Origin of the sequence: Pseudomonas alcaligenes (assembly GCF_014490745.1) — a bacterium.
Classification (GTDB): Bacteria; Pseudomonadota; Gammaproteobacteria; order Pseudomonadales; family Pseudomonadaceae; genus Aquipseudomonas; species Aquipseudomonas alcaligenes_C.
In genome coordinates this window covers 4,142,929-4,160,251 of the sequence record NZ_LZEU01000001.1, presented here as the reverse complement: position 1 = coordinate 4,160,251, position 17,323 = coordinate 4,142,929, and the positions used below count along the sequence as shown (strand labels likewise).

Here is a 17,323-nt window from a genome sequence, read left to right as displayed (position 1 = left end):
TCTGCCATGGAGGCCGTCATGCTGTTCGTCCGTATCCTGCTGGCCGCCCAGGCCCTGATCCTCGCCGGTTTCGGCCTGGCCTACTTCATCCAGCCGCACCAACTGGCCAACCTCAGCGGCATGCTGCTGATGGAGACGGCGGCGATCACCGATGTGCGTGCCTACTACGGCGGCCTGCAGCTCGGCCTCGGCCTGTGGCTGCTGCTGGCCCTGCTGCGCGCGGAGCTGCAGCGCCCGGCGCTGATGCTGCTGGTGCTGCTGTATGCCAGCCTGTTTGCCGCCCGCCTGGGCGGCCTGTGGCTGGATGGCGGCGCGCAGCAGACCTTCAACCTCTACGCCATGCTGTTCGAAGGGGTGTCTGCCGGGCTGGCCTTCCAGGCCTTGCGCACGCTGCGCGGCTGACCGTTCAGCGCCTGGCGCGCGGCGTACAGCGCGCGCTGCGAGTCCAGGGCGTCGAGGTAGCTACTGGCGCCGTTGCGGTACAGCGCATGGCCAGGCTGTCGGCGACTTCCTTGAATGTGCTTTGCAGGGGCTTCTCGTAGGTCGTCAGCTGGATCGCCTGTTCGCTCTTGGCGGCATCCCGGTTGGCGCGGTTACTGCCCCCGCTGAACAGGCTGCTCAGGGCGGCGCTGCTGGTGCCGCATGCACCAGGGCAGGAGCTGATCCACTCGACCTATGGCGTGGGCTACAAGCTGGAGCTGTAGCCCGGCCGCGCATTGCGCGCTTCCCGACTAGTCTTGCTCTGGGGGACGCGCATGACGCGTATTCATGGGGCAGTTGAGGGGGAGCGGCATGCCAGTGAAGAAGATGGGATTGACCGGACTGACCACGCTGGTGGCGGTCAACATGATGGGTTCGGGGATCATTCTGCTGCCTTCGAGCATGGCTCAGCTGGGAGCGGTATCGCTGCTGTCCTGGGTCATCACGGCGATCGGCTCGATGGCCATCGCCTACTGCTTTGCCCAGTGCGGGGTGTACTGCACACGCCCCGGCGGGATGTCGGCCTACACCGAGGAGGCGCATGGCAAGTCGGCGTTCTTCCTCTGTTCCTACCTGTACTTTCTGTCGCTGGCGATCGGCAACGTGGCCATCGCCATTTCCGCGGTGGGCTATCTCACCCCGTTCATTCCCTGGCTGGGCAGCGGCGCCATTCCGCTGTTCGTCGGTACCTGCGGGCTGATCTGGCTGACCTCGCTGGCCAACTTCGGCGGGCCCAAGGTCACCGGGCAGATCGGCTCGTTCACCGTCTGGGGGGTGATCATCCCGGTGGCCGGGCTCTCGGTGCTGGGCTGGTTCTGGTTTGATCCGGCCATTCTCGAGGCGGCCTGGAACCCCCATGAGCTGCCGACCGGGCAGATCATCTCGCAAAGCATTCCACTGACCCTGTGGGCCTTCCTTGGCATGGAGTCGGCGGCGCAGAACTCCGATGCGGTGGACAATCCCAAGCGCAACGTGCCGCTGGCCTGCTTGCTCGGCACCTTCGGCGCGGCAGTGATCTACATCCTGTCGACCACGGTGATCCAGGGCATCATCCCCAACGCCGAGCTGGCCAACTCCAGCGCGCCGTTCGCCTACGTCTATGCGCAGATGTTCAACCCGCTGGTGGGCAACATCATCATGGCGCTGGCGGTGATTGCTTGCGTCGGCTCGCTGCTCGGCTGGCAGTTCACCCTGGCGCAGACCGCCAAGGTCACCGCCGAACAGCGCATGTTCCCGCAAATCTTCGCCCGGGTGACGCTGCTCGGTGCGCCGCTGCTGGGGCTGATCGCCAACGCTGTGCTGCAGAGCCTGATGGCGCTATCGACCATCTCGCCGAATGCCTCGGAGCAGTTCTCCAAGCTGGTCAACCTGGCGGCGGTGACCAACATCATTCCCTACATCACCTCGCTGTCGGCGCTGCTGATCATCATGCAGAAGGCCGGGGTGTCGCGTTCGGTTCGCAACCGCAACGTGTTCGCCCTGATCGTCGCCATGGGCTACAGCTTCTACGCCCTGTACGCCTCCGGCACCGAGGCGGTATTCGGCGGCATGCTGGTGACGGCGGTGGGCTACCTGCTGTTCGGCTACATCGCCGACCGCATGCTGGAGCATCGCACCCCGGCGGCGCCGCTGCAGGAGGCCCGGCCATGAAGCGCCTGTTGCCGTTGCTGCTGTGCCTGCCGCTGCTGGCCGAGGCGCAGACCCTTGAACGCATCCGTTCCAGCCAGCAGCTGAACATCGGTTACCAGGCCAACCTGGCGCCGTTTTCCTCGACCCTGGACGGCCAGCCGCGCGGCTATGCCATCGAGCTGTGCCAGCAGGTGGTCGAGCAGATCCGCCAGCAGCCGGGCTTCGAGCGCCTTCAGCAGAGCTTCCGCGCGCTGGACACCCAGGAGGGGCTGGAGGCGGTTCGCGATGGCTCGCTGGATCTGTTCTGCGGCGCCACCAGCGAGACCCTGGAGCGCCGCGGCCAGGTGAGTTTCTCGGTGCCCATCTATGCCGCCGGGCGCGGCGTGGTGGTGCGTCGCGATGCCCCGCAGAGCCTGGTGCAGGCGCTCAACGGCGGCGGCCAGCAGGCGGCGCCGCAGTGGCGGGCGAACATCGCCCGGGTACTGGGCAACCATCGCTTCCTGGTGCTCAAGGGCAGTACCACCGAGATCTGGGCGCGCGAGCGGGTGCGCGAGCTGGGGCTGGCGGCGAGCATCCGCGCGGTGGACAACCTGCGCGAGGGGATGGAACTGCTCGACCGCGGCCAGGCCGATGCGTTCTTCTCCGACCGCGTGCTGATGCACAACTGGCTGGCCAGTAGCGGCATGGACGGGCGCCTGCAGGTGCTCGACCGGCTGTTCGACCTGGAACCGATGGGCCTGGTGCTGGCGCGCGGCGACGAGGACTTCCGCCTGCTGGTCGATACCACCCTCAGCAGGCTGTACCGCAGTGGCCGGATCGAGAGCATCTACGGGCGCTATTTCGGCCCGCCGAGCGAGCCGGTGAAATTGCTGTTCCGCGCTTACGCGCCGCGCTGAGCACTTGCCCGGCGTAGCGCGTAGGACGGGTGAAACCCGCGTTGCCGGACGCGCGGGTTGCACCCGCCCTGCCGCTTATGTGTCAGCGCTGGCGCAATGCCGGGCTGCTGCGCAGCATGTCGAGCAGCGCATCGACCAGGCTCTGCGCCTGTTCGGCCAGCGACAGGCCGCCGGGCGCCAGCAGCCAGTTGGCTTGCAACCCTTCGATATAGGCATGCACGCAGAGTGCGGCGCGCTGGCAGTCGAGGTCGTCCGGCAGCTGCGCCTTGCTCACCGCGTTGCGCAGTGACTTGGCGATGCGCTCGTCGCAGTCCAGGTGGGCGTGCTGCATGCGCTGGCGCAGGTCGCCGAGGTCGTCGCTGTACTCGCACTTGTAGCGCAGGATCTCGCCGATGCGCCGGCTCTGCGCATCCAGCTCCACACGCCTGAGCAGCTGGGTCAGCAGTTCGCGCATGCGCCCCAGCGGGTCGGGTTCGTCTTCGTTCTCGCTGGCCTGGGCCAGCGCCTCCAGCGGCAGGTGCAGACGTTCGAGCATGGCCTGGAACAGGTCGACCTTGTTCTCGAAATGCCAATAGATGGCGCCGCGGGTTACCCCGGCGGCGGCCGCGATCTGCGCCAGCGTCGTGCGCGAAACCCCCTGGTCGTGGAACACCCGTTCGGCGGCGTCGAGTATCTGCACGCGGGTTTCGGCGGCTTCCTCTTTGGTGCGTCTGACCATGGCTGTCTGTGTAAAGGATGAGAAAAGTTACTAATTAGGTGAGCTTAGCCGATTTACAAACATTCTGGTATGTAAGTATATTCGTTAGCCTGCTACATAACATCTCGCGCCCGCTTTGCGGCGCCGCCAGTGCCGGGCACGAATCACTGATACGAGGGATCCACGCAGATGCACAAGAAGCCAGCTTTGGCCGTGATGGTTGCCGCCATCGCCGTGGCCACGCTCAGCCTTTCCGGCTGCAAGGAAGACGCCGCACCGGGTGGCCAGCCGGCGCCGCGGGTCGGCATCGTCACCCTGCAGGCCCAGCCCTACACCCTCACCGCCGAGCTGCCGGGGCGCACCAGTGCCTACCGTATCGCCGAGGTGCGTCCGCAGGTTGACGGCATCATCCAGAAGCGCCTGTTCACCGAGGGCTCCGAGGTCAAGGCCGGCCAGCAGCTGTATCAGATCGACGCTTCCGTCTACCAGGCCAGCTACAAGAGCGCCCAGGCTACCCTGGCCTCGACCCAGTCGCTGGCCGAACGCTACAAGGATCTGGTCGCCGACCAGGCGGTGAGCAAGCAGGCCTATGACGAGGCCGAGGCCGCGCGCCTGTCGGCCGAGGCCGCGCTGGAGCGAGCGCGCATCGACCTGCGCTACACCAAGGTGCTGGCACCGATCTCCGGTCGCGTCGGCCGTTCGCTGGTTACCGAAGGTGCGCTGGTCAGCAATGGCCAGAGCACGGCCATGGCCACCATCCAGCAGCTCGACCCGATCTACGTCGACGTCACCCAGCCGACCAAGGATCTGCTGCGCCTGCGCCGCGAACTGGCCAGCGGCCAGCTGCAGAAGGCCGGCGTCAATGCGGCCAAGGTGCAGCTGACCCTGGAAGACGGCAGCAGCTACGAGCACGAAGGCACCCTGGAATTCTCCGAAGTGTCGGTGGACGAGGGCACCGGTTCGGTGGTGCTGCGCGCCGTGTTCCCCAACCCCGAGCACAACCTGCTGCCGGGCATGTTCGTTCACGCCCAGCTCAGTTCGGCGGTCAACCAGCAGGCCATCCTCGCGCCGCAGCAGGGCATCACCCGTGACCTCAAGGGCCAGGCCACCGCGCTGGTGGTGGGCGAGGGCGACAAGGTCGAGCTGCGTCAGGTGCAGGCCGAGCGTACCCAGGGCGACCGCTGGCTGGTCAGCGAAGGACTCAAGCCGGGCGATCGCCTGATCACCGAGGGCCTGCAGTTCGTTCATCCGGGTGTCGAGGTGACAGTCGCGCCGGCGAGCAATGTCGCCAGTGTGCCGGCCGCCACGGCCGAGCTGGCCAAGCACCCATAAGGAGCCATAGATGTCGAAGTTTTTCATCGACCGGCCGATCTTCGCCTGGGTGATCGCCCTGGTGATCATGCTGGCGGGTGGCCTGGCCATCCTCAAACTGCCGATCAACCAGTACCCGAGCATCGCCGCACCGGCCATCGCCATCCAGGTCACCTACCCGGGCGCCTCGGCGCAGACCGTGCAGGACACCGTGGTGCAGGTCATCGAGCAGCAGATGAACGGGATCGACGGCCTGCGCTACCTGTCCTCGGAGAGCAACTCCGACGGCAGCATGACCGTCACCGCCACCTTCGAGCAGGGCACCAACCCGGACATCGCCCAGGTGCAGGTGCAGAACAAGCTGCAGCTGGCCACCCCCTTGCTGCCGCAGGAAGTGCAGCAGCAGGGCATCCGCGTGACCAAGGCAGTGAAGAACTTCCTGCTGGTGATCGGCGTGGTCTCCGAAGACGGTTCCATGGACAAGAACGACCTGTCCAACTACATCGTCTCCAACATGCAGGACGCCATCTCGCGCACCAAGGGCGTGGGCGACTTCCAGGTGTTCGGCTCGCAGTACGCCATGCGCATCTGGCTCGATCCGGCCAAGCTGCTCAACTTCCAGCTGACCCCGGTGGACGTGAAGACCGCCATCCAGGCGCAGAACGTGCAGGTTTCCTCCGGCCAGCTCGGCGGCCTGCCGGCCTCGCCGGGCAACCAGCTGAACGCCACCATCATCGGCAAGACCCGCCTGCAGACGCCCGAGCAGTTCGCCGCGATCCTGCTCAAGGTCAACCGCGATGGCTCGCAAGTGCGCCTCGGCGACGTCGCGCGCATCGAACTGGGCGGCGAGAACTACAGCATCAGTGCGCAGTACAACGGCAACCCGGCCTCCGGTCTGGCGGTCAAGCTGGCTACCGGCGCCAACGCACTGGACACCGCCCGCGCCCTGCGCGCGACCATCGATGAGCTGCAGCCGTTCTTCCCCGCCGGGATGAAAGTGGTGTTCCCCTACGACACCACCCCGGTGGTCTCGGCCTCCATCGAAGGCGTGGTGCACACCCTGGGCGAAGCCATCGTGCTGGTGTTCCTGGTGATGTTCCTGTTCCTGCAGAACTTCCGCGCCACCTTGATCCCGACCCTGGCCGTGCCGGTGGTGCTGCTCGGTACTTTCGGCGTGCTGGCTGCCTTCGGTTTCACCATCAACACCCTGACCATGTTCGCCATGGTGCTGGCCATCGGCCTGCTGGTGGACGACGCCATCGTGGTGGTGGAGAACGTCGAGCGAGTGATGGCCGAGGAAGGCCTGTCGCCGCTGGAAGCCACGCGCAAGTCGATGGGCCAGATCCAGGGCGCGCTGGTCGGTATCGCCCTGGTGCTGTCGGCGGTATTCCTACCGATGGCCTTCTTCGGCGGCTCCACGGGGGTGATCTACCGGCAGTTCTCGATCACCATCGTCTCGGCCATGGCCCTCTCGGTGCTGGTTGCCCTGGTATTCACCCCGGCGCTCTGTGCCACCCTGCTCAAGCCGGTCAGCAAGGATCACCACGCACCCAAGCGCGGCTTCTTCGGCTGGTTCAACCGTGGCTTCGAGCGCAGCGTCAACGGCTACGAGCGCAGCGTGCGCGGCATCCTCAAGCGCCGCCTGCCGTTCATCGTGCTGTACCTGGTAATAGTCGCGGTCATGGCCTGGATGTTCACCCGCATCCCCACCGCCTTCCTGCCCGAGGAAGACCAGGGTGTGCTGTTCGCCCAGGTGCAGACCCCGGCTGGCGCCAGTGCCGAGCGCACCCAGGCGGTGGTCGACCAGATGCGCGAATACCTGCTGGCCGACGAGAAGGACACGGTGAAGTCGGTGTTCACCGTCACCGGCTTCAACTTCGCCGGTCGCGGCCAGAGTTCGGGCATGGCCTTCATCATGCTCAAGCCCTGGGACGAGCGCCCGGGTGCCGAGCACAGCGTGTTCAGCCTGGCCCAGCGCGCCCAGCAGCACTTCTTCAGCTTCCGCGATGCGATGGTGTTCGCCTTCGCTCCGCCGGCCGTACTGGAGATGGGTAACGCCACCGGTTTCGACCTGTTCCTGCAGGATCGCGCCGGCGTCGGCCATGAAACACTCAACGCTGCCCGCGACCAGTTCCTCCAGCTGGCCAAGAACAACCCGGTGCTGGCCCGCGTGCGCGCCAACGGCCTGTACGACGAGCCGCAGTACCAGCTGCTGATCGACGACGAGAAGGCCAGCGCCCACGGCGTGTCCCTGGCCAACATCAACAACACCGTGGCCATTGCCTGGGGTGCTAGCTACGTCAACGACTTCATCGACCGTGGCCGGGTCAAGAAGGTCTACCTGCAAGGCGTGCCGGAAGCGCGGATGAACCCCGAGGACCTCGGCAAGTGGTACGTGCGCAACGACGCCGGGCAGATGGTGCCGTTCAGCGCCTTCGCCAGCGGCGAGTGGGTCTACGGTGCGCCGAAACTGGCGCGCTACAACGGCGTGCCGGCCATCGAGATTCTCGGTGAACCGGCGCCGGGGCACAGCTCGGGCGAGGCCATGGCTGCGGTCGAGGAGATCATCGCCCAGCTGCCGGCGGGTGTCGGCTACTCCTGGACCGGGTTGTCCTACGAGGAGCGCCTGTCCGGTTCCCAGGCGCCGGCGCTGTACGCCCTGTCGCTGCTGGTGGTGTTCCTCTGCCTGGCGGCGCTGTACGAGAGCTGGTCGATCCCGTTCTCGGTGATGCTGGTGGTGCCACTGGGGATCATCGGTGCGCTGCTGTTCACCAGCCTGCGCGGGCTGAGCAACGACGTGTTCTTCCAGGTCGGCCTGCTCACCACCATCGGCCTGTCGGCGAAGAACGCGATCCTTATCGTCGAGTTCGCCAAGGAGCTGCACGAACAGGGCAGAAGCTTGTTCGACGCGGCCATCGAGGCCTGCCGCATGCGTCTGCGTCCGATCATCATGACCTCGCTGGCGTTCATCCTCGGCGTGGTGCCGATGGCGATCTCCACCGGCGCCGGTTCCGGCAGCCAGCACGCCATCGGTACCGGCGTGATCGGCGGCATGCTCACCGCGACCGTGCTGGCGATCTTCTGGGTGCCGCTGTTCTACGTACTGGTCTGCTCGCTGTTCAAGGACAAGCGCAGCAAAGATGCCATCAAAGAGGAGGCCGTCCAGTGAGGCAGTCCCTGTTGTCACTTGCCGTCGCCAGCGTCCTGCTCGGCGGCTGCAGCCTGATTCCCGATTACCAGCGCCCGGATGCCCCGGTCGACGGTGCCTGGCCGCAAGGCGCGGCCTATACCGCCAATGGCGCAGCGCAGACCGATGTGGCCGCCGCCGCCCTGGGCTGGCGCGAGTTCTTCAAGGATCCGGCGCTGCAGGGCCTGGTCGAGACCGCCCTGGCCAACAACCGCGACCTGCGCATCGCCGCGCTCAACGTCGATGCCTACCGCGCCCAGCACCGCATCCAGCGCTCGGAGCTGTTCCCCAGCATCTCCGCCGCCGGCAGCGGTACCCGCCAGCGTCTGCCGGGCGATCTGTCGTCTTCCGGCGAAGCCACCACCAGCGGCCAGTACAGCGCCACGGTCGGCACCAGCGCCTGGGAAATCGACTTCTTCGGCCGCCTGCGCAGCCTCGACGAGCAGGCCCTGGAGCAGTACTTCGCCAGCGAAGAGGCGCAGCGCAGCACGCAGATCAGCCTGGTGGCCAGCGTGGCCAACGCCTACCTGACCCTGCAGGCCGACCAGCAACTGCTGCAGCTGACCCGCGACACCCTGGACACCTACCGCAAGAGCTACGCCCTCACCGAGCGCAGCTTCAACGTCGGCGTCGCCGATGCGCTGGCGCTGAGCCAGGCGCGTACCTCGGTACAGAGCGCCGAAGCCAGCCTGGCGCAGTACAGCCGCCTGGTGGCCCAGGATCGCAACGCCCTGGCCCTGCTGCTGGGCGGCGCGGTGCCGGCCGACCTGCCGCAAGGCGAAGTGCTGGGCAGCGACCTGCTGGCCGAAGTCCCGGCCGGGTTGCCGTCCGAGCTGTTGCAACGCCGCCCGGATCTGCTCCAGGCGGAGCACCAGCTCAAGGCGGCCAATGCCAGCATCGGCGCGGCACGCGCAGCGTTCTTCCCCAGCATCAGCCTGACCGCCAATGCCGGCAGCGCCAGCAGCCAGCTGTCCGGTCTGTTCGACGGTGGCTCGGGCAGCTGGCTGTTCCAGCCGTCGATCAACTTGCCGATCTTCACGGCGGGCCGGCTCAAGGCCAACCTCGACTACGCCGAGGTGCAGAAGAACATCCAGGTCGCTACTTACGAGAAGGCCATCCAGGGTGCCTTCCAGGAAGTCGCCGATGGCCTGGCCGCGCGCACCACCTACCAGCAGCAGCTGGAGGCCCAGCGCGCCCTGGTCGGCACCAGCGCGGAGTACTACCGCCTCGCCGAACGCCGCTTCCGCACCGGGGTGGACAGCTACCTGACCCTGCTCGACGCCCAGCGCCAGCTGTTCAGCGCCCAGCAGCAGCTGATCGGCGACCGGCTCAACCAGCTGACCAGCGAGGTCAACCTGTACAAGGCCCTCGGCGGCGGCTGGCACGAGCAGACCACCCTGGCGGCAGCGCCAGCGGCGGACTGACGGTTGGCCTGAAATGAAAAAGCCCCGACATGCCGGGGCTTTTTTGTGGGTGTTGCTTATGACACACCGCTACTGGATCCCCGCCTGCGCGGGGATGACGGAGTAGAGAGGAAACCATGTGATTTAACCTAACCTCGTCATTCCCGCGAAGGCGGGAATCCAGATGGGCCACCGTGGAGCAGGAAGAAGGACGCAACGAGGGGTGCCACAACCAGCGCGTAGGGCGGGTGCAACCCGTGAAGGCCGCCACGCGGGTTTCACCCGCCCTACGTCTCAGCGGCGAACCAGCAGCACCCCGGACTCCATATGGTGCGTCCACGGAAACTGGTCGAACAGCGCGCAGCGCTCGATACGGTGGGTATCGTTGAGCTGGGCAATGTTGGCGGCCAGGGTCTCCGGGTTGCAGGAGATGTACAGGATATTGTCGAAGCGCCTGGTCAGCTCGCAGGTGTCCGGATCCATGCCGGCACGCGGCGGGTCGACGAACACGGCGCCGAAGTCGTAGGACTTCAGGTCGATGTCGGCCAGGCGGCGGAATGGACGCACCTCGTTGAGGGCCTGGGTCAGCTCCTCGGCGCTCAGGCGCACCAGCTCGATATTGGCGATGCCGTTGTCGGCCAGGTTGGCCAGCGCGGCGTTGACCGAACTCTTGCTGATCTCGGTGGCCAGCACCTTGCGTACCCGGGTCGACAGCGGCAGGGTGAAGTTGCCGTTGCCGCAGTACAGCTCCAGCAGGTCATCCTGGCGCTCGCCGAGGGCGTCATGGGCCCACTGCAGCATCTGCTGGCAGACCAGGCCGTTGGGCTGGGTGAAGGCGCCTTCCGGCTGGCGGTAGCGGAAGGTGCGACCGGCCACCTGCATTTCTTCCTGCACGTAGTCGCGACCGATCACCAGGCGCTGGCCACGCGAGCGGCCGACCAGGCTGACGCCCAGCTGCTGCGCCAGCTGCTCGGCCTCGGCCTGCCAGGCGGCATCCAGCGGGCGGTGGTAGCACAGGGTGATCAGCGCATCGCCGGCCAGGGTGGTGAGGAACTCGACCTGGAACAGCTTGAACGACAATACCCGGCTGGCCTGCCAGGCGGCCTTCAGCTGCGGCATCAGCTCATTGATGCGCAGGCTGGCGATGGGGAACTCGTCGATCAGGATCGGCGTGTGCTTGTCGCCGGCCTCGAACATCGCGTAGTGGCGCTCTTCCTGCTCGCGCCACAGGCGGAACTCGGCGCGCAGGCGGTAGTGCTCGCCTGGCGAGGTGAACACCGCCGGCTCAGGCGCGGCGAAGGGCGCCAGCAGCTCGCGCAGGCGGGCGACCTTCTCCTCCAGCTGGGCGGCATAGGCCGCCGCGTCACGTACCTGGGTCATGCGTTGACGCCGAAGGCGAACTTGGCGACGAAGATGGCGGCGAGTACCACCAGGGCCGGGTTGATCTCCTTGAAACGACCGGCCAGGGCCTTGATCACCACCCAGGCGATAAAGCCGAAGGCGATGCCGTTGGCGATCGAGAAGGTCAGCGGCATGGCCAGGGCGGTGATCACCACCGGCGCGGCGACAGTGATGTCATCCCAGTCGATTTCGGCCAGGCCGGAGGTCATCAGCACGGCGACGAACAGCAGCGCCGGCGCGGTGGCGAACGCGGGCACGGTGCCGGCCAGCGGGGCGAAGAACAGCGCCAGCAGGAACAGCACGGCGACCACTATGGCGGTCAGGCCGGTGCGGCCGCCGGCGGCCACGCCCGAGGCGGATTCGATGTAGCTGGTGGTGGTGCTGGTGCCCAGCAGCGAGCCACCCATGGCGGCGGCGCTGTCGGCGATAAGGGCGCGGCCCATCTTCGGCAGGTTGCCGTCCTTGCTCATCAGGCCGGCGCGCTTGGCCACGCCGATCAGGGTGCCGGTGTTGTCGAACAGGTCGACGAACAGGAAGGCGAAGATCACGCTGACCATGCCCACGTCCAGCGCGCCCATGATGTCCAGCTGCAGGAAGGTTGGGGCCAGCGACGGCGGCATCGACACCACGCCACCGAACGGGGTGACGCCCAGGGCGATGGCAATGGCGGTGACGGCGAGGATGCCGATCATTACCGCGCCGGTAACGCGACGGGCTTCCAGGGCAACGATCAGGAAGAAGCCGAGCACGGCCAGCAGCGGGCCGGGGGCGTGCAGGTCACCGAGGCCGACCAGGGTGGCCGGGTTGTCCACCACCAGGCCGGCTTCCTTCAGCGCAATCAGGGCGAGGAACAGGCCGATACCGGCGGCAATCGCCGAGCGCAGCGGCAGCGGGATGCTGTTCACGATCCACTCGCGGATGCGGAAGATCGACAACAGGAAGAACAGGGTGGCGGAGATGAATACCGCGCCCAGCGCCACCTGCCAGCTGTGGCCCATGTGCAGCACCACGGTGTAGGTGAAGAAGGCGTTGAGGCCCATGCCGGGCGCCAGGGCGATCGGGTAGTTGGCGATCAGACCCATCAGCGCCGAACCGATGGCCGCGGCCAGGCAGGTGGCGACGAAGATCGCGCCCTTGTCCATGCCGGTCTCGCCGAGGATCGCCGGGTTGACGAAGAGGATGTAGGCCATGGTCAGGAAGGTGGTGATACCAGCCAGGATCTCGGTACGGATCGTGGTGTTGTGCGCCTTGAGTTGGAACAGCTTTTCCAGCATGGTGAACTCCCGTGGGGCTGGTGCGACGTGGGTTGCGGACTGCGCGAAAGCAAAGCACAAAGGCTGCCAACTCGACGGAATACGAGGGCGTTTTTGGGCTGGATCCGGAAAAGCCGCGCACTATACCAGCTCACCCCCGAGCGGTGAATTTATGACCGGACGGACAGCATCGGTTTCCGTCCGAGGAGAAGCCTGATGACTCAGCGCACCCTGCTCGCCGTCGCCGATGGCGTGGAAGACCTGGAAACCATCACCCTGATCGACGTGCTGCGCCGCGCCGAGGTGGAGGTGGTAGTCGCCAGCATCGAGAACCGCCGCATGTTCACCTGCGCCCGCGGCACACGGGTCACCGCCGACGCCATGCTGGTCGACGTGCTGGCCCAGGACTTCGACCTGATCGTGCTGCCCGGCGGCATGCCCGGTGCCCAGCATCTGGCCGATCATGAACCCCTGGGCGAGAAAGTGCGCGAGCAGGCCAAGGCCGGCAAGCTGTTCGCCGCCATCTGCGCCGCCCCGGCCTTGGCCCTGCAGGGCTACGGGGTGCTCAAGCAGCGGCGGATGACCTGCTACCCGGCGTTCAGCGACCGCCTGTCGGGCTGCACCTTCGTCGATGCGCCGGTGGTGGTCGACGGCAACTGCATCACCAGCCAGGGCCCGGCTACGGCGCTGGAATTCGCCCTGACCCTGGTCGAGCAGCTGGCCGGCAAGGCCAAACGCAAGGCGGTGGCCGAGGCCATGCTGGTGCCGGCATGAGGGCGCTGTTCGCGGCTTTGGCGCTGGTTCTGCTGAGCGCTTGCGCCAGTCAGGCGCAACGGCCGCCGGCCGCGCACCAGTTGGGCATCTACCCGGCCCGCACGGCCAGCGTCGACGGCTGGCAGGCGCAGACCGACCGCCACAGCGGCGTGCACCTGTGGCTGGCGCCGCAGGCGGCGCTGACCGAGGCCGACGTGCAGCAGGCGGACATGATCCTCGCTCCCGATGGCCAGCCGGCCATCATTCTCACCCTCGGTGCCAACGGCCGCGCCATCCTGGCCAGCCTGACCCGCAGCGAGCTGGGTCAACCGCTGGCCTTCGTGGTGGATGGTGAGCTGCGCCTGGCGCCGATCATCAGCGAGCCGGTGCTTGATGGCCGGGTGGCGCTGACCGGCTTCGACTCGCTGGCCGAAGCCGAGGCACTGGTACGCGACTGGAGCCGCTGAGCGGCGCGCTGCCGGCGCTGAACGCCGCTTTACCGCAGAGGGGGAGGCGGGTTCAAATACTGGCCTTTGGCCGGTGTCTGGCGTTGTTGCCGATCCCGTTTTGCATGCTGTGAATACTTCAAGGGAGTGATGGTCGGCATGATCGTCGGTATTGATCTGGGTACTACCAACAGCCTGGTCGCCGTATGGCGCGACGGCGCTCCGCAACTGGTCGCCAATGCCCTCGGCAGTTTCATCACCCCCAGCGTGGTCGGCCTCGACGACGACGGCCAGGTGCTGGTCGGCCAGGTGGCGCGCGAGCGCCTGCAGACCCATCCGCAACTGACCACCTCGCTGTTCAAGCGCTACATGGGCAGCGCCCACGAAGTGCGCCTGGGCAAGCGCAGCTTCCGCCCCGAGGAGCTTTCGGCGCTGGTGCTGAAAAGTCTCAAGGCCGATGTCGAGCGCGCCTTCGGCGAGCCGGTGACGGAAGCGGTGATCAGCGTCCCGGCCTATTTCAGCGATGCCCAGCGCAAGGCCACGCGAGTAGCCGGCGAGCTGGCCGGGCTGAAGGTCGACAAGCTGATCAACGAACCCACCGCCGCCGCCCTGGCTTACGGTGTGCACCATAAAGAGGAGACCACCTTCCTGGTGTTCGACCTCGGCGGCGGCACCTTCGACGTGTCGATCCTCGAGCGCTTCGAGGGGGTGATGGAAGTGCGCGCCAGCTCCGGCGACAACTTCCTCGGCGGCGAAGACCTCGACGACGCCCTGGTGCAGCGCTTCATCGAGCGCCAGCAGGGCGCCGGTCTGCCGGATACCAGCCAGCCGCTGCTGCGCCACCGCCTGCGCCGCGAGGCCCAGCGCGTACGCCATGCCCTCGGCCAGGACGACAGTGCGACCTTCTGCCTGCGCGACCAGGATCGTGAGTGGACGGAAGTCTTCACCCAGGAGCAGCTGCGCCAGGCCCTGGAGCCGCTGCTGGAGCGCCTGCGCGCGCCGATCGAGCGGGCCCTGCGCGATGCGCGGATTCGCGTCGCCGATCTCGACGAAGTGCTGCTGGTCGGCGGCACCACGCGCATGCCGCTGGTGCGCAAGCTGGTGGCCGGGCTGTTCGGCCGCTTCCCCTCGATGCACCTCAACCCGGATGAAGTGATCGCCCAGGGCGCGGCCATTCAGGCGGCGCTCAAGGCCCGTGATGCGGCCCTGGAAGAAGTGGTGCTGACCGACGTCTGCCCCTACAGCATGGGCATCGAGATCACCCACCAGCATGGCGAGCGCATGGAGAGCGGCCACTACCTGCCGATCATCGAGCGCAACTGCGTGGTGCCGGTCAGCCGGGTGGAGCAGGTGCAGACCCTGCAAGACAACCAGAAGCACGTGCTGGTGAAGATCTTCCAGGGCGAGAGCCGCATGGTGAAGGACAACATCTTCCTCGGCGAACTGAGTGTACCGGTGCCGCCGCGCAAGGCCGGCGAGGTCAGCCTGGACATCCGCTTCACCTACGACAACAACGGCCTGCTGGAGGCCGACGTGAGCATCCCGCTGACCGGCGAGAACCACCGCCTGGTGATCGAGAACAACCCCGGCGTGCTCAGCCGCGAGGAGATCGACGCCAAGCTCAAGGCCCTGGCCGGGCTGAAGATCCACCCGCGCGACCAGCAGGTCAACAGCATGATCATGGCGCGCCTGGAGCGCCTGTATCAGGAGTGCCTGGGCGAGGCGCGCGAGTATGTGGCGCGGTTGGCCAGCGACTTCCAGCGGGTGCTCGACGGTCAGGACGAGCGGCAGATTCGCGAGCTGCGGGTGGCGGTCAACGAGCGCCTGGATCAGCTTGAGCGCGGCTTCTAAGGGGCGGTCATGAGTTGCTGGACGATTCTCGGCCTGCGCGCCGATGCCGACGAACGCGCGATCAAGCGCAGCTATGCCGCCCTGCTCAAAGTGCACCGCCCGGATGAGGATCTGGACGCCTTCCAGCGCCTGCGCGAAGCCTACGAGCAGGCCCTGGCGATTGCCCGCCGGCGTGCCGAGGAGCAGGACGAAGAGGCGGGCGAGGACGACGGCCTGGCCCTGGCTGCTCCGCCCGTGCTGGCCGATACGGGGCTGCTGGCCGAGCTGGAGCGCCCGCTGCAGGTGCCCGATCCGGCGCTGCAGGCCGAGGCGCAGATGCTCGCCAGCCTCAGCGACATGGCGCCGGAAAACCTGGCGGCCCTGGCCAGCCAGGCCAAGGCCGAGGAGCGCCTGGCGCTGTTCGAGCGCTGCCTGCTGCAGCGCTGCCTGGAGGACAACGAACAGGGCTACGCGGCCGCCCAGTGGGCGCTGGCCTGCCTGGGCTGGCTGACGCCCTGGCAGGAAGCCTCGCTGCCGCCGATGCAGCTGGACGTGCTGGTCAACCGCCTGCTCGCCACCGAGCTGCACAGTCTGCATGCCCAGCTGGCCGAGGGCGACGAACAGGCCTTCCTGGCGCGGGTCGCGGCCCTGCACGAGCAGGACTGGCTGCAGCCGTTCGACCTGCGCAGCTACTTCAACCGCCAGCTGGTGGACATCCTCCTGGCAACCCGCTGGTCGCCGGCGTTCTTCCAGGAGCTGTGCAGCCGCTGCCGCTGGGACGAACTGCAGGCCAGCCAAGCCGGCTGGCTGCACGAGTGGGATCAGCTGCAGCGTCGTGGCGAGCTGGATGGCCTGGAGCAGCGCATTCGTGAACGCATGGCTCTGCGCCAGCCCAGGAGTGGCCAGGAGCGGGCTGCCTGGCTGCTGCTCAAGCCGCTCCGCGACGGGCAGCGCAAGCGCCTGGTGGATGGTTTCGTGGAGAAGGATCTGGCCGCCTGCCAGCTGCTCGAGCAGACCCTCGTCCACGAGGCCCCGGAAGTGCTGGAGCGCCTGGCTCCGGAGGGCCTGCATGACTGGCGCAAATGGCTGCCGGGCCTGGACTGGCATGGCATCGGCTTCAGCCTGTGGTTGTTGCTGCTGGTACCGGCCTGGTTCCTGTTCTACGACGACTTTCACAAGAAGCCGGGCGACTCGCCGCTGGTGGTGGCGCTGAGCGTGGCCATGATGGCGGGCATGCTGATGGCTGGCGCGCTGGTGCTGCACCGGGTCTGGCGCCTGCTCACTGGCTGGCTGACCGGCTTCGATGTGCTGTTGAGCAAGATGCTGCTGCCACGCGCCTGGGTGCGAGATGGCACCGGGCTGCTGTTGCTGCGCCATGGCCTGCCGAGTGCGGCGCTGACTGCCGCTACGGTAGCGATGGGCGCCACCCAGGGCGTGGTCGAAGCGGTGGCCTGCGGGATCACGGCGCCGCTGGCCCTGCTCTACGCCGACTTCACCACCCGTATGGGCTCGCCTGTGAGGGTGGCCCTGCATTTCCTGCGGCGCTTCCAGCGCGTCTGGAACAGGCTGCTGTGGGTGGTCGGCCTGAGCCTGTTCGCCCTGGCCATCTACTGGAACACCCAGGGCAAGCTGGAGAAAACCTCGCTCAGCGAGTTCCTGCCGGCCGCCGAGACGCGTCACGACCAGACCAGCGACCGCCCGCCGGCTGCCGAGGTGCACCAGGACAAGGCCAGTGACCGCCCGCCGGCTGTCGAGACGCGCCTGGACAAGGCTAGCGCCCGCCCGCCGGCTGCCGAGGCGCGCCCCGACAAGGCCAGCGCCCGCCCGTCAGCTGTCGAGACGCGCCAGGACAAGACCAGCGCCCGCCCACCGGCTGCCGAGACGCGCCAGAGCAAGGTCAGCGACCGCCAACCGGCCGCCACGACTCGCCATGACAAGGCCACCCTCTTCGAGCTGGGTGGCACCCTGGTCGAAGGTTGCGGCCCGGAGGTGGAGATGGAGGACTGCCGCCTGCCGGGGGCGTTGAAGTAGGGCGGC

The 17,323-nt window shown here is 67.2% G+C and carries 13 protein-coding genes; 10 read left to right on the top strand and 3 right to left on the bottom strand.

The genetic code is table 11. The features are described 5' to 3' along the window. Nucleotides 1–18: 18 nt before the first annotated feature. The 3 genes from A9179_RS19015 to A9179_RS19005 all read left to right on the top strand — a co-directional run bounded on the left by A9179_RS19015 (nucleotide 19) and on the right by A9179_RS19005 (nucleotide 3,005). Complete coding sequence (locus A9179_RS19015; RefSeq protein ID WP_187807771.1) at nucleotides 19–402, top strand: DUF4345 family protein; 384 nt, start codon at nucleotides 19–21, stop codon at nucleotides 400–402. 390 nt (nucleotides 403–792) lie between these two features. After that, on the top strand, nucleotides 793–2,130 hold the full coding sequence (gene potE / locus A9179_RS19010; protein WP_187807770.1) for a putrescine-ornithine antiporter: 1,338 nt from the start codon (nucleotides 793–795) through the stop codon (nucleotides 2,128–2,130). After that, nucleotides 2,127–3,005 (top strand): amino acid ABC transporter substrate-binding protein, encoded by an 879-nt coding sequence (locus tag A9179_RS19005; protein ID WP_187807769.1) that lies wholly within the window; start codon nucleotides 2,127–2,129, stop codon nucleotides 3,003–3,005. The genes potE and A9179_RS19005 overlap by 4 nt, the downstream gene beginning before the upstream one ends. 82 nt (nucleotides 3,006–3,087) lie before the next feature. Here A9179_RS19005 and A9179_RS19000 read toward each other — a convergent pair whose 3' ends face one another. Then, a complete protein-coding gene (locus A9179_RS19000) occupies nucleotides 3,088–3,723 on the bottom strand; it encodes a TetR family transcriptional regulator (protein ID WP_187807768.1) in 636 nt (211 codons plus the stop codon). 168 nt (nucleotides 3,724–3,891) lie between these two features. Here A9179_RS19000 and A9179_RS18995 point away from each other — a divergent pair, with 168 nt between their 5' ends. The 3 genes from A9179_RS18995 to adeC are packed head-to-tail and all read left to right on the top strand — an operon-like array spanning nucleotide 3,892 to nucleotide 9,624. Further along, nucleotides 3,892–5,034: an efflux RND transporter periplasmic adaptor subunit gene (locus A9179_RS18995; protein ID WP_187807767.1), complete on the top strand. Its 1,143-nt coding sequence runs from the start codon at nucleotides 3,892–3,894 to the stop codon at nucleotides 5,032–5,034. A gap of 10 nt (nucleotides 5,035–5,044) precedes the next feature. Next, nucleotides 5,045–8,182: an efflux RND transporter permease subunit gene (locus A9179_RS18990; RefSeq protein ID WP_187807766.1), complete on the top strand. Its 3,138-nt coding sequence runs from the start codon at nucleotides 5,045–5,047 to the stop codon at nucleotides 8,180–8,182. Continuing rightward, nucleotides 8,179–9,624 carry an AdeC/AdeK/OprM family multidrug efflux complex outer membrane factor gene (gene adeC, locus A9179_RS18985; RefSeq protein WP_187807765.1) on the top strand — a complete coding sequence of 482 codons (1,446 nt, stop codon included), beginning with the start codon at nucleotides 8,179–8,181 and terminating at the stop codon, nucleotides 9,622–9,624. Before A9179_RS18990 ends, adeC begins: the two co-directional genes overlap by 4 nt. Nucleotides 9,625–9,897: 273 nt before the next feature. Here the strand turns inward: adeC and trmA are convergent, their stop codons facing one another. Beyond that, a complete protein-coding gene (gene trmA, locus A9179_RS18980; RefSeq protein ID WP_187807764.1) occupies nucleotides 9,898–10,983 on the bottom strand; it encodes a tRNA (uridine(54)-C5)-methyltransferase TrmA in 1,086 nt (361 codons plus the stop codon). Next, nucleotides 10,980–12,278 carry an NCS2 family permease gene (locus A9179_RS18975; RefSeq protein ID WP_187807763.1) on the bottom strand — a complete coding sequence of 433 codons (1,299 nt, stop codon included), beginning with the start codon at nucleotides 12,276–12,278 and terminating at the stop codon, nucleotides 10,980–10,982. The genes trmA and A9179_RS18975 overlap by 4 nt, the downstream gene beginning before the upstream one ends. Nucleotides 12,279–12,473: 195 nt before the next feature. On the opposite strand from A9179_RS18975, the gene A9179_RS18970 reads away from it, so the two are divergent. The 4 genes from A9179_RS18970 (at nucleotide 12,474) to A9179_RS18955 (ending at nucleotide 17,317) form a co-directional block, all read left to right on the top strand. After that, on the top strand, nucleotides 12,474–13,031 hold the full coding sequence (locus A9179_RS18970; RefSeq protein WP_187807762.1) for a DJ-1 family glyoxalase III: 558 nt from the start codon (nucleotides 12,474–12,476) through the stop codon (nucleotides 13,029–13,031). Continuing rightward, complete coding sequence (locus tag A9179_RS18965; protein ID WP_187807761.1) at nucleotides 13,028–13,477, top strand: SecDF P1 head subdomain-containing protein; 450 nt, start codon at nucleotides 13,028–13,030, stop codon at nucleotides 13,475–13,477. The genes A9179_RS18970 and A9179_RS18965 overlap by 4 nt, the downstream gene beginning before the upstream one ends. A 138-nt stretch (nucleotides 13,478–13,615) precedes the next feature. After that, the gene (locus A9179_RS18960; RefSeq protein ID WP_187807760.1) at nucleotides 13,616–15,307 is read left to right on the top strand and encodes a molecular chaperone HscC; all 1,692 of its coding nucleotides are present in this window, start codon (nucleotides 13,616–13,618) and stop codon (nucleotides 15,305–15,307) included. 9 nt (nucleotides 15,308–15,316) lie between these two features. Beyond that, on the top strand, nucleotides 15,317–17,317 hold the full coding sequence (locus tag A9179_RS18955; protein ID WP_187807759.1) for a J domain-containing protein: 2,001 nt from the start codon (nucleotides 15,317–15,319) through the stop codon (nucleotides 17,315–17,317). The last annotated feature ends 6 nt before the right edge of the window (nucleotides 17,318–17,323 follow it).